15 protein-coding genes are annotated in these 19,242 nt (G+C 72.6%); 11 read left to right on the top strand and 4 right to left on the bottom strand.

The genetic code is table 11. From position 1 onward, the window contains the following. Nucleotides 1-294: 294 nt before the first annotated feature. The gene (locus ABT342_RS36140; RefSeq protein ID WP_351583185.1) at nucleotides 295-1,320 is read left to right on the top strand and encodes a DNA-3-methyladenine glycosylase family protein; all 1,026 of its coding nucleotides are present in this window, start codon (nucleotides 295-297) and stop codon (nucleotides 1,318-1,320) included. Nucleotides 1,321-1,461: 141 nt separating this feature from the next. On the opposite strand, the gene ABT342_RS36135 is transcribed toward ABT342_RS36140, so the two are convergent. The 3 genes from ABT342_RS36135 to ABT342_RS36125 form a co-directional block, all read right to left on the bottom strand. Beyond that, entirely contained in the window at nucleotides 1,462-2,793 is a 1,332-nt protein-coding gene (locus ABT342_RS36135; RefSeq protein WP_351583182.1) for a coenzyme F420-0:L-glutamate ligase, read from the bottom strand. Continuing rightward, the gene (cofD, locus tag ABT342_RS36130; RefSeq protein ID WP_351583179.1) at nucleotides 2,790-3,746 is read right to left on the bottom strand and encodes a 2-phospho-L-lactate transferase; all 957 of its coding nucleotides are present in this window, start codon (nucleotides 3,744-3,746) and stop codon (nucleotides 2,790-2,792) included. Before cofD ends, ABT342_RS36135 begins: the two co-directional genes overlap by 4 nt. Nucleotides 3,747-3,812: 66 nt before the next feature. Beyond that, nucleotides 3,813-4,316 carry a cysteine dioxygenase gene (locus ABT342_RS36125; RefSeq protein WP_351583176.1) on the bottom strand — a complete coding sequence of 168 codons (504 nt, stop codon included), beginning with the start codon at nucleotides 4,314-4,316 and terminating at the stop codon, nucleotides 3,813-3,815. A 675-nt stretch (nucleotides 4,317-4,991) separates the two neighbouring features. Between ABT342_RS36125 and ABT342_RS36120 the strand changes: the two genes are divergently transcribed. The 3 genes from ABT342_RS36120 to ABT342_RS36110 all read left to right on the top strand — a co-directional run bounded on the left by ABT342_RS36120 (nucleotide 4,992) and on the right by ABT342_RS36110 (nucleotide 10,747). Next, nucleotides 4,992-5,255, top strand: coding sequence for a WhiB family transcriptional regulator (locus tag ABT342_RS36120; protein ID WP_017945871.1), 264 nt, complete (start codon nucleotides 4,992-4,994; stop codon nucleotides 5,253-5,255). A 258-nt stretch (nucleotides 5,256-5,513) separates the two neighbouring features. Further along, nucleotides 5,514-9,125, top strand: coding sequence for a glycosyltransferase family 2 protein (locus ABT342_RS36115; RefSeq protein WP_351583172.1), 3,612 nt, complete (start codon nucleotides 5,514-5,516; stop codon nucleotides 9,123-9,125). Further along, nucleotides 9,122-10,747: a DUF5719 family protein gene (locus ABT342_RS36110; protein WP_351583170.1), complete on the top strand. Its 1,626-nt coding sequence runs from the start codon at nucleotides 9,122-9,124 to the stop codon at nucleotides 10,745-10,747. Before ABT342_RS36115 ends, ABT342_RS36110 begins: the two co-directional genes overlap by 4 nt. Before the next feature lie 162 nt (nucleotides 10,748-10,909). Here the strand turns inward: ABT342_RS36110 and ABT342_RS36105 are convergent, their stop codons facing one another. Further along, nucleotides 10,910-11,347, bottom strand: a complete 438-nt coding sequence (locus ABT342_RS36105) for a metallopeptidase family protein (RefSeq protein ID WP_351583168.1) — start codon at nucleotides 11,345-11,347, stop codon at nucleotides 10,910-10,912. Nucleotides 11,348-11,643: 296 nt separating this feature from the next. Here ABT342_RS36105 and ABT342_RS36100 point away from each other — a divergent pair, with 296 nt between their 5' ends. The 7 genes from ABT342_RS36100 to ahcY all read left to right on the top strand — a co-directional run. Beyond that, nucleotides 11,644-12,069 (top strand): DUF3499 domain-containing protein, encoded by a 426-nt coding sequence (locus ABT342_RS36100; protein WP_351583166.1) that lies wholly within the window; start codon nucleotides 11,644-11,646, stop codon nucleotides 12,067-12,069. Between the two features lie 85 nt (nucleotides 12,070-12,154). Beyond that, nucleotides 12,155-13,528: a phosphomannomutase/phosphoglucomutase gene (locus tag ABT342_RS36095; protein ID WP_351583163.1), complete on the top strand. Its 1,374-nt coding sequence runs from the start codon at nucleotides 12,155-12,157 to the stop codon at nucleotides 13,526-13,528. Nucleotides 13,529-13,824: 296 nt separating this feature from the next. Further along, on the top strand, nucleotides 13,825-14,007 hold the full coding sequence (locus ABT342_RS36090; protein WP_351583160.1) for a Trm112 family protein: 183 nt from the start codon (nucleotides 13,825-13,827) through the stop codon (nucleotides 14,005-14,007). Between the two features lie 95 nt (nucleotides 14,008-14,102). Beyond that, nucleotides 14,103-15,236 (top strand): SIS domain-containing protein, encoded by a 1,134-nt coding sequence (locus tag ABT342_RS36085; protein WP_351583158.1) that lies wholly within the window; start codon nucleotides 14,103-14,105, stop codon nucleotides 15,234-15,236. Nucleotides 15,237-15,401: 165 nt separating this feature from the next. Further along, nucleotides 15,402-16,553 (top strand): mannose-6-phosphate isomerase, class I, encoded by a 1,152-nt coding sequence (manA, locus tag ABT342_RS36080; protein ID WP_351583156.1) that lies wholly within the window; start codon nucleotides 15,402-15,404, stop codon nucleotides 16,551-16,553. Nucleotides 16,554-16,676: 123 nt separating this feature from the next. Then, the gene (locus ABT342_RS36075) at nucleotides 16,677-17,654 is read left to right on the top strand and encodes a cation diffusion facilitator family transporter (RefSeq protein WP_351583153.1); all 978 of its coding nucleotides are present in this window, start codon (nucleotides 16,677-16,679) and stop codon (nucleotides 17,652-17,654) included. Between the two features lie 386 nt (nucleotides 17,655-18,040). Beyond that, the coding region (ahcY, locus tag ABT342_RS36070; RefSeq protein WP_351583150.1) for an adenosylhomocysteinase at nucleotides 18,041-19,242 on the top strand (1,202 nt) is incomplete at its 3' end.

Raw genomic sequence — 19,242 nt, 5'->3', positions numbered from 1 at the left:
TTTGAGGCGCGGGGTCCGGGGCAGCGCCCCGGCGGGGGTCCGGGGGCGGAGCCCCCGCAGACGGGGTCTGGGGCGGAGCCCCGGTTTCGGGATGGGGGTACTCCCCCTGGCTTCGCCGGGGGTACCCCCACCCAGGCGAAGCTCTGGGGGAGGGCGGGTAGGGGAGCAGTATCGATTTGCGGCTCCGCCGCGTGGCCCGCCCCAGGCGCCCGCCCCGGCCGCGTCGCGCACACCCCTCCGCCGCAGCGACCCACCCCCTACCCTCAAAGGGACACCAACCCGAGGACCCCACCCGTGGCCGGACGCTTCACCCCCCGCCCCACCTCCACCTCCACCCGCACCACCACGCGCGGCGGCGAGGTGCCCGTCCCCGCGCCCAGGACCACGTCGACGGCCCCCCGCGGTGGGCAGCGGCGCCGCTACGCCCCGCCCGGCCCCCTCGACCTCGGTCTCGTCCTGGGCCCGCTGCGACGCGGACCCGCCGACCCCACCTTCCGTACGACGCCGGACGGCGACGTGTGGCGCGCCACCCGCACCCCCGCCGGCCCCGGCACCCTCCGCGTGACCGCACGGGACGGCGCCGTGCACGCCGAAGCGTGGGGCCCCGGTGCCGAGTGGCTGCTGGAGCAACTCCCGGCGCTGCTCGGCGACTCGGACGACCCGGCGGCCTTCGAGCCCCGCCACCGCCTCCTCGCGGAGACACACCGCCGCCGCCCGGGGCTGCGCCTCACCCGCACGGGCCTGGTCATGGAGTCCCTGATCCCGTCGATCCTGGAGCAGAAGGTCACCACCGACGAGGCCTACCGCGCCTGGCGGCTCCTGGTCCGGAAGTACGGGGAGCCGGCGCCGGGCCCCTCCGCCGGCGCGCCCGAGCGGATGTACGTCATGCCGGACGCCCGCACCTGGGCGCTGATCCCGTCCTGGGAGTGGCACCGCTCCGGCGTCGACAACAAGCGCGCCTCGACGATCCTGCGCGCGGCCAGGGTGGCCCGCCGTCTGGAGGAGGCGGCGGCCATGGAGCCCGAGCAGGCGCAGCAGCGCCTGGAGCTGATCCCCGGCATCGGCCCCTGGACCTCCGCCGAGACGGTCCAGCGCAGCAACGGCGCCCCCGACACCGTCACCACCGGCGATCTGCATCTCCCGGGGATCGTCGGCTACGCCCTCGCGGGCGACCGCGACACCGACGACGCCGCGATGCTCGCGCTCCTGGAGCCGTACGCGGGCCAGCGCCACCGCGCCGCCCGCCTGATCCTCCTCAGCGGCCGCACACCCCCGCGCCGCAAGCCCAAGATGCCACGCGTCAACATCGCCGAACTCTGACTCCGCCCGGTCCCCGGGGACCCCCGGCCCAGCCCCGGAAACCCCAGCCCGGTCCGCAGGACCGCCGACCCGGCCCGCGCCGTCGGCCGGTCCCGGGCCCTGTCCGGGCCCCCGGGACCCCGCGCCCCCAGGGCCCACCGGTCACCGCACCTCGATGAACGCCTCCGCCTCCCGCACCGCCCGCTTCCTCGGCGCACCCGCGGCCCGCCCCACAGCCACGGCCCCCATCGGGTCCCAGCTCTCCGGCAGCCCCAGCACCTCCCGCACGACCTCGCGGCAGAACATCGTCGAGGACACCCACGCCGACCCGAGCCGCTCACCGGCCAGTGCCACCAGGAAGTTCTGTACGCCGGCGCCCGCCGCGACCACGAACATCTCGCGCTCCGCCGCATCCCGCCGGGCGTCGCCGTACACATGCGCGCCGTCCGCCACCAGACACGGCACCACCAGACAGGGCGCGTTCCGCAGGACATCGCCCCGGCGCACCCGCTTCGCGACGGACTCCTCGGACTTGCCGTCGCGCCGCAGATCCGCGATCCACGCGTCCCGCATCGCGTCCAGCAGCCGCACCCGTGACTCATCGGACTCCAGCAGGACGAACCGCCACGGCGTCGTGTGATGCGGCGCGGGCGCGGTGATCGCCGCGGCGACCGCGCGCCGTACGGCCCCCGGATCGACCGGTTCGTCCGTGAACTCCCGCACCGTACGCCGCAGCGTCACCGCTTCCCGTACGGCCTCCGACGTGCCGAGCCGGAACATGTCGTCCGCGGCCTGACGCACCAGCGCCCGCGCACCGCCCCCGCCGTCCCCGCTGCGCTCGCCGTCCCAGCCGTCCCCCCGCGCCACCACGTGGGCCAGCCCGCGCACCACTGCCACCGGCAGCCCGGCAGCTTTCCCCTTGACCAGGTCACCGGCGGCGGCCAGCTCGTCCGCGGTCGCCACGACGGTCGCGCTCAGCGGGTTCCCGTACGCGTCGACACCGCCCCGCAGATCGTCGAGGACACGCACCCCGGCCGCCCCGATCGCGACATCGGTGAGCCCGGCGCGCCAGGGCCTCCCGAAGGTGTCCGTGACGATCACGCCCACGTCCACGCCGAGCGTGTCCCGCAGCCCCTCGCGGATCCGGGCCGCCGACGCGTCGGGGTCCTCGGGCAGCAACAGCACCGTCCCCGCAGGGGTGTTGGAGGCGTCCACTCCGGCCGCAGCCATGACGAGCCCCTGCCGGTTCTCGACGATGCGGAGGGTGCCGCGGCGCGCCACGACCCGTACCGTCTCCGCGTCGATCGCCGCCTCGCGGTCGTCGGCGGTGACGATCCGCCCCTCCGCCTTGCTCACGATCTTCGACGTGACGAGCAGGACGTCCCCGTCCACCAGCCCCGGCTCCGTCGCCGCGATCAGCTTGGCGATGTCGTCGCCCTGCCGGACCTCGGGCAGCCCGGGCAGCGCCCACACCCGGTACGACGGCGGCGTCACGCCCGTACCTCTTCCGCGAGGGCCAGCGCCGCACGCGCCATGGCGGCCGTCGCGTCGACGTCGGTCATCATCAGCGGCACGGCCCGGCACCGGATCCCCGCGGCCTCGACCTCCGCCACCGCGCCCGCGTCCACGGTGTCGACGAGCCAGCCGTCCAGCAGCCCCGAGCCGTAGTGCTTCGCCACGGCCGCCGCGCTCGACTCCACACCGACCGCCGCCAGCACCTTGTCGGCCATGCCGCGCACCGGCGCGTCCCCGACGATGGGGGAGAGGCCGACCACCGGAACGCCCGCCTCCGCGATGGCCTCCCGGATGCCCGGCACCGCGAGGATCGTCCCCACGCTCACCACCGGGTTGGACGGCGGGAACAGCACCACGTCCGCCTCGGAGATCGCCTCCAGCACGCCCGGCGCGGGCTTGGCCTGCTCGGCCCCCACGGGCACGACCGCGTGCGCGTCGACGGAGGCACGCAGCTTCACCCAGTACTCCTGGAAGTGGATCGCCTTGCGCTCGCCGTCCACCTCGACGGCGACATGCGTCTCCACCCGGTCGTCGGACATCGGCAGCAGCCGCACCCCGGGCTGCCACCGCGCGCACAGCGCCTCGGTGACGGCGCTCAGCGGGTAGCCCGCGCCCAGCATCTGCGTACGGACGATGTGGGTGGCGAAGTCACGGTCGCCGAGCCCGAACCACTCCGGCCCGACGCCGTACGCCGCGAGCTCGCTCTTGACCTGGAAGGTCTCGTCCGTACGTCCCCAGCCCTGCTCCTCGTCGATGCCACCGCCGAGCGTGTACATCACCGTGTCGAGGTCGGGGCAGACCTTCAGCCCGAACAGATGGATGTCGTCACCGGTATTGCCGATGACCGTGATGTCGGCTTCGGGAGCGGCCGCTTTGAGGCCACGCAGGAAACGAGCACCGCCGATGCCGCCGGCCAGAACCACAATGCGCATGAGAACAGTCTCTCAGCCGAAGGCTGTTCGTATGAGGGGTGGTGGGTGGGGCGACGGGAGGGCGTCTCAGGCAGGTACGACATCCTGCTGGGCCGGGGAGCAGGTCGAGGCGTGCATCGGCATCTCGGTCAGGCCCGGGTAGTAGACATGCAGGCTGACGGCGGGTTCGAGCGAGTCGTTGACGACCTCGTGCGCGTATCCGGGCGCGAAGGCGCGCTGGGCGCCGGCGGACAGGGTCCGCGAGTCCGAGGTCGTACGCTCCGTCAACTCGCCTTCGAGGACGGTCAGTACGCCGGAGGACGGGCCGTGGTCGTGCAGGCCGCTGCCCTGGCCGGGGACCCAGGAGAGCAGCCAGACCTCGTAGCCGGGGCCGGTGCGCAGCCGGTGGTACCAGCGGGCGGTGGCGTCGTACTGGACGAGATGGGCCCACTGGGTGCGGTCGGCGGCGATGGAGCGGGCGAGGCCGACGAATTCGGCGACGGTCGCGGGGTGCTCGCGGGCGGGCTGGAGGAGGTGCTGGACCTCGAGGATGTCGCCGGCGATCTGGAGGTCGCTGTCGCTGCTGTTCATGGTGCGGTGGTTCCTCGGCAGAGAAGAAGGATCAGTGCTGGGGTGTCGCGAATCTCCGCCGACGGCGGAGGAGGGGAAGCCGGAGCGCTAGGGCATCAACAGCTGGAACAGCAACAGCAACAGCGCGCCTGGACAGCGCGGCGGGACCCACGGGCGTGGGTCGCGGAGGGCGCTGTGGTCGCTGGCATGCCTCCCAAGGTGGCGAAGACGGTCCCAGATGTCAACCCAATGCCCGATTTGGCGGTAATGTTTCACCTCATCCGGTTACTCCGGTCGGAGAAAGGTTTGTGCAGCCGCGAGGGCGGAGACATCGCGCAGCAACCGTGCTCTTAAACGCCGTTGTGCGCTCGTGATCGGACTGTGATCCGGATCGCTTGTGTGGCTGGATCGCAACAAGATCGAACCGCGCGACGTCCTTCCTCGTGAGGACCGGTGAACGCCGGTGCCGGACCGAGGGGGAGTGGGGGTACGGCCAGGCCGGTGGCATGTGTCAGGTTTTTGGTGATTTGAACACTTTCCGCATAGCCTTGGTTCCGCAGAGTGAATACCGGGCCCAATAGCAGATCTCGGCTTGACTCGCTCGGATCCACACACTTGTAATTTCACTCGTGTCGTTCGGCCGAAATCGGTAGCGGCTACGCATCACGGGGACGAAAAGACAGACGAGGGGCGCACATGACCGAGCTGTTCCAACAACTGCTGGTCGAGGACGCGGACGAGGAACTCGGCTGGCAGGAGCGCGCGTTGTGCGCCCAGACCGACCCCGAGTCCTTCTTCCCCGAGAAGGGCGGTTCCACCCGTGAGGCCAAGAAGGTCTGCCTCGCCTGTGAAGTCCGCTCCGAGTGCCTCGAGTACGCCCTCGCCAACGACGAGCGATTCGGTATCTGGGGCGGCCTGTCCGAGCGCGAGCGCCGCCGCCTGAAGAAGGCCGCTGTCTGACCAGGCTGTCTGACCAGGCTGTCCGACCACGCCGTCCGACGACGGCATCCGGCCACGGCGTCCGGCCACGCCACCCGGCTGCTCTCTTTGAGCACGCTGTCCGACCAAACAGCACACACCTGTACGTAAGAACGGTCCGTTGCCCCGGCTCTGTCCACAGGCGGCGGACCGTCCCCATGTCAGCCGTTAGTGTGGGGCCCCGTCCCAGACGCTCCAGCGCCCCTCGCGGGGCGACCCGGCCGGAGGGCCCGTACCTCGATGTCCGCCACCACTGACGCGTTTCTTCCCGCCCAAGCCCCCGAGTTCCCGCGCCACGTCGTCACCGCCGTACTCGTCTCCCACGACGGTGCCCGCTGGCTGCCGGACGCGCTCGCCGGGCTGCTCGGCCAGGAACGCCCCGTACAGAACGCCGTCGCGGCGGACACCGGCAGTGCGGACGACTCCGCGCGCCTGGTCACCGAAGCGTTCGGCGCCGACCGGGTCCTGCACCTCGCCCGGCGCACCGGATTCGGCGCCGCCGTCGAGGAGGCCGCCCGCACCGCCGGCGTGCTCACCCCCGACGACCTGCCCTATCTGAAGCGGCCCAGCGGCTGGGACCCGGTGAGCAGGACCTGGCGCGACGACGCGTACGACATGCCGGAACTGCCCCACGGCGAACCGGTCCAGTGGCTCTGGCTGCTCCACGACGACTGCGCCCCCGCACCCGACGCCCTCCACGAACTCCTGCGCGTCGCCGACTCCGACGAACACGCCGCCGTCATCGGCCCCAAGCTGCGCGGCTGGTACGACCGCAAGCAGCTCCTCGAAACCGGCGTCTCCATCGCCAACAGCGGCCGCCGCTGGACCGGACTCGACCGCCGCGAGCAGGACCAGGGCCAGCACGACCAGGTCCGCTCCGTCCTCTCCGTCTCCTCCGCCGGCATGCTCGTCCGCCGCGACGTCTTCGAGCAGCTCGGCGGCTTCGACCGGCGCCTGCCCCTCATGCGCGACGACGTCGACCTGTGCTGGCGCGCCCACGCCGCCGGACACCGCGTCCTCGTCGCCCCCGACGCCGTCCTGCGCCACGCCGAGGCCGCCGCCCGCGAGCGCCGCACCGTCGACTGCGCGGGCCGCTCGGTCGCCAGCCCCCACCGCGTCGACAAGGCCGGCGCCGTCTACACACTGCTCGCCAACGCCCGTGGCCGCGCGCTCCCCTACGTACTGCTCCGCCTCGTCATCGGCACCCTGCTGCGCACCCTCGCCTATCTCGTCGGCAAGGCACCGGGCCAGGCCGTCGACGAGGTCATGGGCCTGTCCAAGACGCTCCTGCGGCCCGAGCGGATCCTCGCCGCCCGCCGCAAACGGGGAAAGCCGGCCGTCGAGGCGGGCGAACTGCGACCGCTCTTCCCGCCGCCCGGCGCCACCGTGCGCGCCACGGTCGAACAGATCGCGAGCAGCCTCGGAGCCGGCCGGGACTCCGACTCCGGCGGTTCCCGCCACGGAGTCGTCGAATCAGGACCCGGCGGTGACGACGCCGACTATCTGGAGATCGAGCAGTTCGCCAGGCTCAAGCGGATCGCCCGCAAGCCGGGCCCCGTGCTGTTCGCGATCCTGCTGATCGTCTCGCTCGTCGCCTGCCGCGGACTGCTCGGCGGCGGCTCCCTCGCGGGCGGCGCGCTGCTCCCGGCACCCTCCGACGTGTCCGACCTCTGGGGGCGGTACGCGGACAGCTGGCACCCCCTCGGCACCGGCGGCACCCAGAGCGCACCCCCCTACCTGGCCGTGCTGGCAGTCCTCTCCGGGCTGTTCCTCGGCTCCACCGGCCTCGCGCTCACCGTGCTGATGGTCTGCTCGGTCCCGCTCGCCGGGGTCACGGCGTACTTCGCCTCCCGGCCGCTCGTCGAATCCCGGCTGCTGCGCGCCTGGGCGAGCGTCGCGTACGCCTTCCTGCCCGCCGCCACCGGCGCCCTGGCCACCGGCCGGCTCGGCACCGCCGTCCTCGCCATCGTGCTGCCGCTGATCGCCCGCGCGGCGATGGCCGCGTACGGAGCCGGGCGGGCGGACGGCGGGCGCGGCAGCTGGCGCGCCACCTGGGCGTACACCCTGCTGCTGACGTTCACGATGGCCTTCACCCCGATCGTGTGGCCGCTCGCGCTCGTCCTCGGCGTCGCCGCCCTCGTGCTGCGGCGCGACGACATCACCGCGTACGCACTGCGCGTCCTCGCCGTCGTCGGCACCCCGCTGCTGATCCTCGCGCCCTGGTCGCTGTCCCTGCTGACCGGCCCGTCCGGCTTCTTCCGCGAAGCGGGCCTGGAGTTCGGTACGGGAGCGGCCTCCGCGCTCGATCTGCTCGGCATCAGCCCCGGTGGCCCGAAGGCGCTGGGCGGGCTCGTGCTCATCGGCGTCGTCCTCGCGGCGCTGGCCGCCCTGCTGCGCGGCGAGCGGCAGGGCGCGATCCGTTCGGCCTGGGCCGTCGCGCTCGTCGCCCTCGTCCTCGCGGCCCTGACCAACGGCTCCGGCTGGGCCGGACCGGCCACCCTCGTCTACGGCATCGCACTGATCGCCGCCGCCGTGCTCGGTGCCGAGGGCGCCCGTGAGCGCGTCGCCGCCGAGTCCTTCGGCTGGCGCCAGCCCGTCGCCGCGCTGATCGCGCTGGCCGCCGTGGCCGCCCCGCTGCTCGCCGCCGTCAGCTGGATGATCAGCGGGGCCGCCGGCCCGCTGGAGCGCCGCGACCCGGTGCAGGTCCCGGCGAACGTTGCGTACATGAGCGGCCAGCGCGACCAGCCCCGCACCCTCGTCCTCGCCGGAACCTCCGCCGCCAAGGTCTCCTACACCCTGGTCCGCGGCTCCGGCGCCCGCCTCGGCGACGCCGAACTGACCGAGACGGGCGGCTCCGACCCCCGTCTCGACAAGGTCGTCGCCAACCTGGTCGCTGGCTCCGGCGCCGACCAGACCGACCAGCTCGGCGGCTTCGCCATCAAGTACGTCCTCGTACGGGACGGCTCGCCGCGCGAGATGAGCCGCGTCCTCGACGCCACCCCGGGCCTCAACCGGAGCAGCGAGCTCGACGGCGTCGCCCTGTGGGAGGTCGACGGACAGATCGCCCGCGCGGTCATCGTCAACGGCAAGGAGGACCCGCTGCCGGTCGCCGCCGGGCCGGTCGAGGCCCACACGGACATCCCGTCGGGCCCGTCCGGGCGGGTGCTGCGCATCGCGGACCGGGCGGACGACGGCTGGCGGGCCACGCTCGACGGCCGCGAGCTGACGAAGAAGACCGTCGACGGCTGGGCCCAGGGCTTCGAACTCCCCACGGAGGGCGGCCGGCTGGACCTCACCTTCGAGGACCCGGTCACCCACACCGCCTGGGTCTGGACGCAGGGCGCGCTCTCCGTCGTCCTGCTCGTGCTCGCCCTGCCCGGCCGTCGCCGCGAGGTCGACGACGACCTGCCGGAGGAGGAGACCGCCATCCCGGCCCAGCCCGTCGAGGGCGAGGGACGCCGGGCACGCAGGCTCCGGGCGCAGGCGGAGGCCGAGGCGGCCGCGGCGGGAGCCTCGGCCGAGCCGGCTGCGACGGTGCCTGAACCACAGCCGGTTCCGGAGCCCGAATCCGCCGCGCCGGACCCGTACGCCGCTGTGCCGCAGCAACAGCAGTACGGCGAGTGGCCGGGGTACGCGGGCGAGCAGTACGCCGGGCAGCACGGATACGGCGAGCAGCAGAGTTACGGCCAGGAGCAGAGTTACGGCCAGGAGCAGTACGGGCAGCAGCCCTACGGCCAGTACGAGCAGCAGCAGCAGTACGGCCAGTACCCGGACGACCCGTACCGGACGGGCCAGTACGACCCCTACGGCTACGAGACCGAGCAGCGTCCCGACGGGAGCAGCAACCAGTGAATCGCACCACCCTCTCCCTCCTCGCCGCCGCCACCGCCCTCGCGGCCGTGACCGGATTCGCCGCGCTCACCGCTCCGGACGCCGGGCAGCCGGACACGCAGGCACAGGCGGGGACACCGTCCCGGCTGCCGGTCGAACGCTCCAGCCTGCTGTGCCCCGCGCCGGGCACCTCCGACATCGCGGAGACGACGTACACGTCGTTCACCCCGGCCGGCGGCGGGACAGCCGGGGCGGCGGCTGACCCCGCGGCGGAGTCCTCGGCCGAACTGAAGCCCTCCGTCGGAACCTTGGCGGACGCGTCCCCGGTGAAGCCCGAGGAGAAGCCGGCCAAGGACGACGAGAAGAAGGACGGGACGGAGGAGGGGGACGCGGCGAAGGACGAGAAGGCGAAGAAGCCGGCTCCCAGGACCCCTGACAAGCCCCTCCTCACCCTCAAGGAGCCCGGAAAGCCCGTCGCCGCCGAGGAGAGCGGTAGCGACACCCCCGCGCTCGTCGGCACCGCGTCCGGCCGCCTCGCCCCCGGCTGGACCACCCAGCAGACCACCACGGTCTCGGCCGGCAGCGGCCGCGGCGTGCTCGGAGTGAGCTGCACCGCGCCGGACACCGACTTCTGGTTCCCGGGCGCGAGCCTCGCCAAGGACCGCCAGGACTACGTCCACCTCACCAATCCCGACGACGACACCGTCGCCACGGTCGACATCGAGCTCTACGGCAAGGACGGCCTGCTCAAGTCCAAGCAGGAGCCGGGCGGGATCAAGGTCAAGCCCGGGGCGACCACGCGGGTACTGATTCCCTATCTGGCCGCCGAGCCCGCCGAGGACGTGACGGTGCACGTCACCACGCGCGAGGGCCGGGTGGGCGCGGTCGTACGGGCCGCGGGCGACGCGACCGGCAGCGATTGGCTGCCCGCCTCCACGGACCCGTCCGGCCAGCTCGTCATGCCCGGTATCCCCGCGGACGCGACCTCGGTGCGGCTGGTGGCGTTCGCGCCCGGCGAGGCCGACGCCGACCTGAAGATCCGGCTGGCGACCGCGTCCGGCACGATCACCCCGGCGGGCGCCGAGAGCCTGCGCGTCAAGTCGGGCATGACCGCGTTCGCCGATCTGAAGGACGTCACCAAGGGCGAGGCGGGCTCACTCCTGCTCAGTCCCTCCCAGAGTGGCAAGGCGACCCCCGTCGTCGCCGCGCTCCAGGTCACGCGTGGCAAGGGCGACAAGCAGGAGGTCGCCTTCATCCCCGCGACGGCTCCGGTGAGCGGGCGGGCCACCGCCGCCGACAACCGCGCCAAGGGCTCGGTGCTGTCCCTGGCCGCCCCGGGCGCGGCCGCCGAGGTCAAGGTCACGGCCTCGGCCGGTACGGAGGGCGGCACTCAGGTCGTCAAGACGTACACGATCAAGGCGGGCACGACCCTCGCGATCACCCCGCCCGTCCCGGCCGGCCTCAAGGGCTCGTACGCCCTCACCGTCGAGCCGCAGCCCGGCGGCGGCCCGGTCCACGCGGCCCGTACGCTCCTGCTCCCGCAGGACGGCATCGAGATGTTCACCGTCCAGACGCTGCCGGACGACCGGGGCATGGTCGCGGTTCCGACGGCGGAGCAGGACCTCACGGTCCTCGGCGACTAGGGCGGGTTGGCGCACCGGGCCGCGTCTCGTACGCCGGACAGGACCAGGCCCTGTCCGGCGGGTCAGGCCGCGGGACCGGCCCCAGGCTGCCCCCGCCCGGCGGATCAGGCCGCGCTCGGGTAGGGCGGACCGGCCCGAGGCGCGTCCGGCGTACCGGCCCGGCTAGTCCTGCCCGTACCGGGGATCGACCGACTCCGGGGAGAGCCCCATGAGCTCCGCCACCTGCTCCACGACGACCTCGTGGACCAGCAGGGCGCGCTCGTCGCGGTTCTTCGTCCGGATCTCCACCGGGCGCCGGTAGACGATGATCCGCGCCGGCCGCTCCTTGGCGGCCGGCACCGAGCTGCCCAGCGGCACGGTCTCGTCCAGCGACCCCGGCACCTCCATGACGAGGAACTCCACATCGCTCAGCTGAGGCCAGCGCCGCTCCAGACGCTCGACGGAGTCCTGCACGAGATCGCGGAACGTCTCGGCACGGCTGGCGGAGAGCGGTACCTGGGGCGGGGCGACGGGCCCGCGCATTCCGCGCCCGTGGCGGTCGCGGCGGCGCGGCCTCGGTTCCCTGGGCTCGGTCGGTCGGGGCGGTACGGGACTGTCCATCACTGACGCAGAGTAGCTCTCCGGGGCGTGCGCGTACCGGGCTCGCGCGCCTGTCGCGCGGCATGTCGCTCCGCCCTCGATGCCTTGTCGTTTCTTGAACAAACCGGCCAGGCATGGGCTCGATTCCGTACCTCCGCGCGATCGCGGCTCTCGCTCCGAATGACGCGTTTTATGTCGAGCGCTGACCGAATCGCACCCGGCCGCCGACCGGTCCGCCCTCCTCCCGCGCAGGTCAGGGCAGCTGCCCGGAAGGCGCCTGTGCCGGACGTCACAGCACGACACGGTGGAGTGACCTGGTGGAGAGTCGTCGCGGCCCGCTCAAGAGTGCGGTACCGTCCAACGTCGTGAGCCCTGTACGTCGCTGTTCGCGCACCGCGTGCGGCCGTCCTGCCGTCGCGACACTGACGTACGTCTATGCCGACTCGACCGCGGTCCTCGGTCCGCTCGCCACCTACGCCGAGCCCCACTGCTACGACCTGTGCGCAGAGCACAGTGAGCGGCTGACCGCCCCGCGCGGCTGGGAGGTCGTCCGCCTCTCGGACGGCTCCGCCCCCGCCCGCCCCAGCGGGGACGATCTCGAAGCCTTGGCCAACGCCGTCCGCGAGGCGGCACGCCCCCAGGAGCGGGCCGCGCAGGCGGGCGGCGGCGGTCCTCGCCGGGCGGATCCGATGGAGGTCGCACGCCGCGGCCACCTCCGAGTACTGCGTTCGCCCGACTCCTGAGTAACTTATGTCTGCTCCCGAGCGTGCCCACCGGGCAGCTGCGGGTAGTTTGTGGTGACCGCAGGGACTTCAGGAGGGTTGGGCCGTGGCTACTTCCGCTGCTGCTGATCTGTCACAGATCGTGAAGGCGTACGACATCCGCGGAGTGGTGCCCGAGCAGTGGGACGAGACACTGGCCGAACTCTTCGGAGCGGCCTTCGTCGAGGTGACCGGGGCCGCCGCGATCGTGGTGGGCCACGACATGCGCCCGTCGTCACCGGGGCTGTCCGCCGCCTTCGCGCGCGGTGCCTGCGCCCGCGGCGCCGACGTCACCCTGATCGGGCTCTGCTCCACCGACCAGCTGTACTTCGCGTCCGGCCGGTTCGGCCTCCCGGGTGCGATGTTCACGGCGTCGCACAACCCGGCGCAGTACAACGGCATCAAGCTGTGCCGGGCGGGCGCCGCGCCGGTGGGCCAGGACTCGGGACTCGGTGAGATCCGCGCGCTGGTCGAGTCCTGGATCCTGTCGGGTCCGCCCGCCGCGGCGCCCGCCCCCGGCTCGGTCACCGAGCGTGACACGCGCACCGACTACGCCGCCCACCTGCGCTCCCTGGTCGACCTCGGCTCGATCCGCCCGCTGAAGGTCGTCGTGGACGCGGGCAACGGCATGGGCGGCCACACGGTCCCCACCGTCCTCGCCGGCCTGCCCGTCGACCTCGTTCCGATGTACTTCGAGCTGGACGGCACGTTCCCGAACCACGAGGCCAACCCGTTGGACCCGAAGAACCTCGTGGACCTCCAGGCCCGGGTGCGCGAGGAGGGCGCGGACATCGGCCTCGCCTTCGACGGGGACGCCGACCGCTGCTTCGTCGTCGACGAGCGGGGAGAAAGCGTCTCCCCGTCGGCGATCACGGCGCTGGTGGCCGCCCGCGAGCTGGCGAAGCACCCCGGCGGGACCGTGATCCACAACCTGATCACCTCGTGGTCCGTCCCCGAGGTCGTACGCGAACACGGCGGCGCCCCAGTCCGCACCCGTGTCGGTCACTCCTTCATCAAGGAGGAGATGGCCCGCACCGGCGCGATCTTCGGCGGCGAGCACTCGGCCCACTACTACTTCCGCGACTTCTGGAACGCCGATACGGGCATGCTCGCGGCCCTCCACGTCCTCTCGGCCCTCGGCGGGCAGGACGGCCCCCTGTCCGAGCTGGTCGCCCGCTACGACCGGTACGCCGCCTCCGGAGAGATCAACTCCACGGTCACCGACCAGGCGGCCCGCATGAGTGTGGTCCGCGAGGCCTTCGCCGACCGCGAGGGGGTCACCTTCGACACCCTGGACGGCCTCACGGTCGCCACCGCCGACTGGTGGTTCAACCTCCGGCCCTCCAACACCGAGCCCCTCCTCCGCCTCAACGTCGAGGCCCGCGACCCCGGCACGATGACCAAAATCCGCGACGAGGCCCTGACCTTGATCCGCATGTGACCGGTTGTGGGCAGTCGTTCCGCAGGGCGGAACGGGTGGGCACAACCCACCCACCGGCCCGCACCCGCCCACGGACCCACAGGGCCACCGGCCTCGGCGGATACCGGGCACCCCGCCTGGGGCACCGGGCCCCGGGGGCCCGGCGGGGGGCACCACCCCCGCCACGCCGAGCCGCGCACCCCGCCCCCCAGCGGTAGGCTGACGTGGCCTAAACCGCATGCCCAACGCATCCCGAATCGCATCACCGACCGCATCCCGAATCGCACCCCCAACCCCATGTTCGAAGGGACAACCCCATGCCGCTCGAAGCCGGTCTCCTGGAGATTCTCGCCTGCCCGGCCTGCCACGCCCCCCTCAGCGACGCATCGGCGGCCGACACCCCCGAACTGATCTGCACCGGCAAGGACTGCGGCCTGGCGTACCCCGTACGCGACGGCATCCCCGTCCTCCTCGTCGACGAGGCCCGCCGCCCCGCCTGACGCGCCCGCGCCCGCCAACCGCGCCCCGCCCACCGCGTCGCGCCGCAGACGCGCCCCGTACCCGCACCCGCACGGCGAATCGGAGGCCCACCACCATGCTCGACGAGTCACTCCTCGACGCCCCGGAAGCCCTCGCCCGCGCCGACCGCCGCGGTCTGCTCCGCGGCGCCGCGGAGGCCGGCGCGCGGGTCCGTACCGCAGCCCGGCACGCCGCCGAGGCCGGGATCTCCGAGCTCAGCCCCGAGGGCCGCCCCCGAGCCGTCCTCATCGCGGGCCCCGGCACCGCCGCGACCGGTGTCGCCGACCTGATCGCCGCGCTCGCCGGAGCCTCCGCCCCGGTCACCCGCCTCCACCCCACCGGCGTGGCCCCCGCCGCGGGCGCCCTGCGCTGGGCCCTTCCCGGCTGGGCCGGCTCCGTGGACCTGCTCCTCATCGCGACCACCGACGGCTCCGAGCCCGGCCTCGCCCTCCTCGCCGAGCAGGCGTACCGCCGGGGCTGCAGCGTCGTCGCCGTCGCCCCCCAGCGCTCCCCGCTCTCCGAAGCGGTCAACGGCGTCCACGGCCTGGTGGTGCCGATGGCGTCCGGTCCGCAGGAGATGTACGGGGAGACGCAGGCATCGGCCAGCCCCGGCGCGTTCTGGGCCCTGTTCACCCCGCTCGTCGCGCTCCTGGACCGGGTCGGGCTGATCAGCGCGCCCCCCGAAACCCTCCAGAACGTCGCGGACCGCCTCGACAGCATGGCCGAACGCTGCGGCCCCGCCATCGCGACGTACAGCAATCCCGCCAAGACGCTCGCCGCCGAGCTCGCCGACACCCTTCCGCTCATCTGGACGGAGGGCACCGCGGCCCCGGTCGGCCGCCGGTTCGCCGCCGTACTGGCCGAACTCGCCGGACTCCCGGCCCTCGCCGCCGAACTCCCCGAGGCGCTCCCGGCGCACGGCGTGCTCCTCGCGGGCGACTTCGCGGCCGGCGCCGACCCGGAGGACTTCTTCCGCGACCGCGTCGAAGAGCCCCAGGCCCTGCGCGCCCGCGTCCTGCTGCTTCGCGACCGTATCGACGGCGGCCTCACCGCCGCCCCCGCCGCCCGCGAACTCGCCCTCAGCCACGAGACCGCCATCAGCGAACTCGAACCGGAGGAGGGCAGCGAGCTGGAGACCCTCGCGGAGCTCCTCGCCGTGACCGACTTCGCCGCCGGCTACCTGGCTCTGGCGACGAGCGGCCACGCCTGACGCGGAGCCGTGGAGACGTGTGAACGCGCACGTCGATGTACGCGTCAACGGAGACGTGAACATGAACGGGGACGTGTACGCACATGTACGCGTACACGTCCACGCCACGAGCCAGCCGTCCAGCGCCCACGTACAAGCCACGTACCGAGTCGAGGATCGCCACCCATGGACCGCCTCACCAATGCCCCGCGCCCCTATGCCTGGGGCTCCACGACCCTCATCCCCGACCTCCTCGGCATCGCCCCGACCGGTGAGCCGCAGGCCGAGTTGTGGATGGGAGCCCACCCCGGCGCCCCCTCGCAGACCTCGCGCGGCGCGCTGAACGAGCTCATCGCCGCCGACCCCGTGCGCGAACTCGGACCGGCCGCGACCGAGAAGTTCGGGCCGCGCCTGCCCTTCCTCTTCAAGATCCTCGCGGCCGGCGCCCCCCTCTCCCTCCAGGTCCACCCGGACCTCGCCCAGGCGAAGGCGGGATACGCCGCCGAAGAGCGCGTGGGCATTCCCATGGACGCCCCCGAGCGCAACTACAAGGACGACAACCACAAGCCCGAACTGATCTGCGCGCTCACGCCTTTCGAGGGCCTGTGCGGCTTCCGCCCGCCCGTCGAGGCCGCCGACCTCATCGCGGGCCTGGACGTCGACTCCCTCAAGCCGTACGTCGACCTCCTCCACGCCCACCCCGAGGAGGCGGCCCTGCGCGAGATGCTCACCGCCGTCCTCACCGCCGACCCGCAGGAAATGGCCCACACCGTCACCGAAGCCGCAGCCGCCGCGGAACGCCTCGGCGGGCCGTACGCCCCCTTCGCCGCCGTCGCGCACCACTTCCCCGGCGACCCGGGCGTCATCGCGGGCATGCTGCTCAACCACGTCCGGCTGCAGCCCGGCGAGGCCCTCTTCCTCGGCGCCGGCGTGCCGCACGCGTACTTCGCCGGACTCGGCGTCGAGATCATGGCCAACTCCGACAACGTGCTGCGCTGCGGCCTGACCCCCAAACACGTGGACGTCCCCGAACTCCTGCGCGTCGTCCGTTTCGAGGCGGGCGACCCGGGAGTGCTGCGCCCCGAGGCCTCACCCTCCGGCGAGGAGGTCTACGACACCCCGATCGACGAGTTCCGCCTCTCCCGGTATGTCCGCCCGGAAGGCGCGGCGCCCACGGACATCACCGCCTCCACCCCCCAGATCCTCCTGTCGACGGCAGGCCGGCCGAAGGCCGGCGAGTTCACCCTCACGCCCGGTCAGTCGGTCTTCGTCCCGGCGGGCGAAACGGTCGAACTGTCCGGTACCGGAACGGTCTTCCGAGCCACAGTGAAGGCCTGACGCACCGCGCGCGCCCGCTGCTGCAACAATGTCCCGCCGTAACACCGGCAGCACCGGCAGTGCCGGGCAGCACCGGGCGGCACCGGCAGCATCAGCGAAGGAACGAAGGGACACCCTGCACCCATGAGCGCGTCAGGCGGAACCAAGGCGATCGTGGCGGCTCTCGCCGCGAACCTCGCGATCGCAGTAGCCAAGTTCGTGGCGTTCCTCTTCAGCGGCTCCTCGTCGATGCTCGCCGAGAGCGTCCACTCGCTCGCCGACTCGGGCAACCAGGGTCTGCTGCTCGTCGGCGGCAAGAAGGCGAAGCGCGAGGCCACCCCGCAGCACCCCTTCGGCTACGGCCGTGAGCGCTACATCTACGCCTTCCTCGTCTCGATCGTCCTCTTCTCGGTCGGCGGCATGTTCGCGATCTACGAGGGCTACGAGAAGATCAGGCACCCGCACGAGATCACGGACTGGTACTGGCCCATCGGCGTCCTCGTCTTCGCGATCATCGCGGAGACCTTCTCCTTCCGTACGGCCATCAAGGAGTCCAACGTCTTGCGCGGCAAGCGCTCCTGGAAGGAGTTCGTCCGCCACGCCAAGGCCCCCGAGCTCCCGGTCGTCCTGCTGGAGGACCTCGGCGCGCTGGTCGGTCTGATCCTGGCGCTCGGCGGCGTGGGACTCGCCCTGCTCACCGGCAACGGCGTCTGGGACGGCATCGGCACGCTCTGCATCGGCATCCTCCTCATCCTGATCGCCCTGGTGCTGGCGGCCGAGACCAAGTCCCTGCTCCTCGGTGAGGCCGCCGGGGTGGAAGAGGTCGAGAAGATCCAGGCCGCCGTCGTCGACGGTGACACCGTCACCCGCCTCATCCACATGCGTACGCTCCACCTCGGCCCGGAGGAGCTGCTGGTCGCCGCCAAGGTCGCCGTCCGGCACGACAACACGGCCGCCCAGGTCGCCGCGGCGATCGACGCCGCCGAGGAGCGGATCCGCACCGCCGTCCCGATCGCCCGGGTGATCTACCTGGAGCCGGACGTCTACAGCGAGGCCGCCGCCGCGGCCGGCGCCGACCCGGCCGCGACCCCGGGCGGCCCCGGCCCGGACGCCGCCCACTGACGCGCCGGCATACGCGAAGGGCCCTCGGACCGCCTCGGTCCGGGGGCCCTTCCCGTTGCGGCCCCGGCCGCAATCCCCCCACGCGCGCCGGATCCGGCCGGACTCCGGCCACAGGCGGACTGTGGGCGGCCGACCCGATCGGTGTAGATTCGTGACCAGAGCCAGACGTCGCTGCTGATGGCGGTCGGGCGGTCCGAAGCTGTGGACCGGCCGAGGGAGAGAGGGCCTCCGACGGACTGCGCCGCGGACGTGCGCGCACGTCCGGGTTTCGCCGTGCCATACGCCTTGGGTCGTATGCGTGCGCGAGCCCGTGACGCTTCGCCGCGCGGACCGCAGCGCCGGCCAGCCCTAACCAACCCCTCGACCCCTATGAGGAGCAGCTCGCAATGACGACTGTCGCCGCCGGTCAGGACTTCAAGGTCGCCGACCTCTCTCTCGCCGCCTTCGGCCGCAAGGAGATCACCCTCGCCGAGCACGAGATGCCCGGTCTGATGGCGATCCGCAAGGAGTACGCCGCTTCGCAGCCGCTCGCCGGCGCCCGGATCACCGGCTCGCTGCACATGACGGTGCAGACCGCCGTCCTGATCGAGACCCTGGTCGCCCTCGGCGCCGAGGTCCGCTGGGCGTCCTGCAACATCTTCTCCACCCAGGACCACGCGGCCGCCGCCATCGCCGTCGGCCCCAACGGCACCCCGGACAGCCCCCAGGGCGTCCCGGTCTTCGCCTGGAAGGGTGAGACCCTGGAGGAGTACTGGTGGTGCACGGAGCAGGCCCTGACCTGGCCGAACTCCCCCACCGGCGGCCCGAACATGATCCTGGACGACGGCGGTGACGCCACCCTCCTGGTCCACAAGGGCGTCGAGTTCGAGAAGGCCGGCGCGGCCCCGGACCCGTCCACCGCGGACAGCGAGGAGTACGGCCACATCCTCCGTCTCCTGAACCGCACCCTCTCCGAGAGCCCGCAGAAGTGGACCCGTCTGGCGTCCGAGATCCGTGGTGTGACGGAGGAGACCACGACCGGTGTGCACCGTCTGTACGAGATGCAGCGTGACGGTGTCCTCCTGTTCCCGGCGATCAACGTCAACGACGCGGTGACCAAGTCGAAGTTCGACAACAAGTACGGCTGCCGCCACTCCCTGGTCGACGGCATCAACCGCGCCACCGATGTTCTGATCGGCGGCAAGGTCGCGGTGGTCTGCGGTTACGGGGACGTGGGCAAGGGCTGCGCGGAGTCCCTGCGTGGTCAGGGTGCGCGTGTGATCATCACTGAGATCGACCCGATCTGCGCGCTCCAGGCGGCGATGGACGGCTACCAGGTCACCACGCTGGACGAGGTGGTGGAGACGGCGGACCTGTTCATCACCACGACGGGCAACAAGGACATCATCATGGCCTCGGACATGGCCAGGATGAAGCATCAGGCGATCGTCGGGAACATCGGTCACTTCGACAACGAGATCGACATGGCCGGCCTGGCGAAGATCGACGGCGTGGTCAAGGACGAGGTCAAGCCGCAGGTGCACACCTGGACGTTCCCGGACGGCAAGGTGATCATCGTGCTGTCGGAGGGCCGTCTGCTGAACCTGGG

Source organism: Streptomyces sp. NPDC000410, assembly GCF_040300305.1.
Lineage (GTDB): Bacteria > Actinomycetota > Actinomycetes > Streptomycetales > Streptomycetaceae > Streptomyces.
This window is presented reverse-complemented; position numbering and strand designations above follow the sequence as displayed.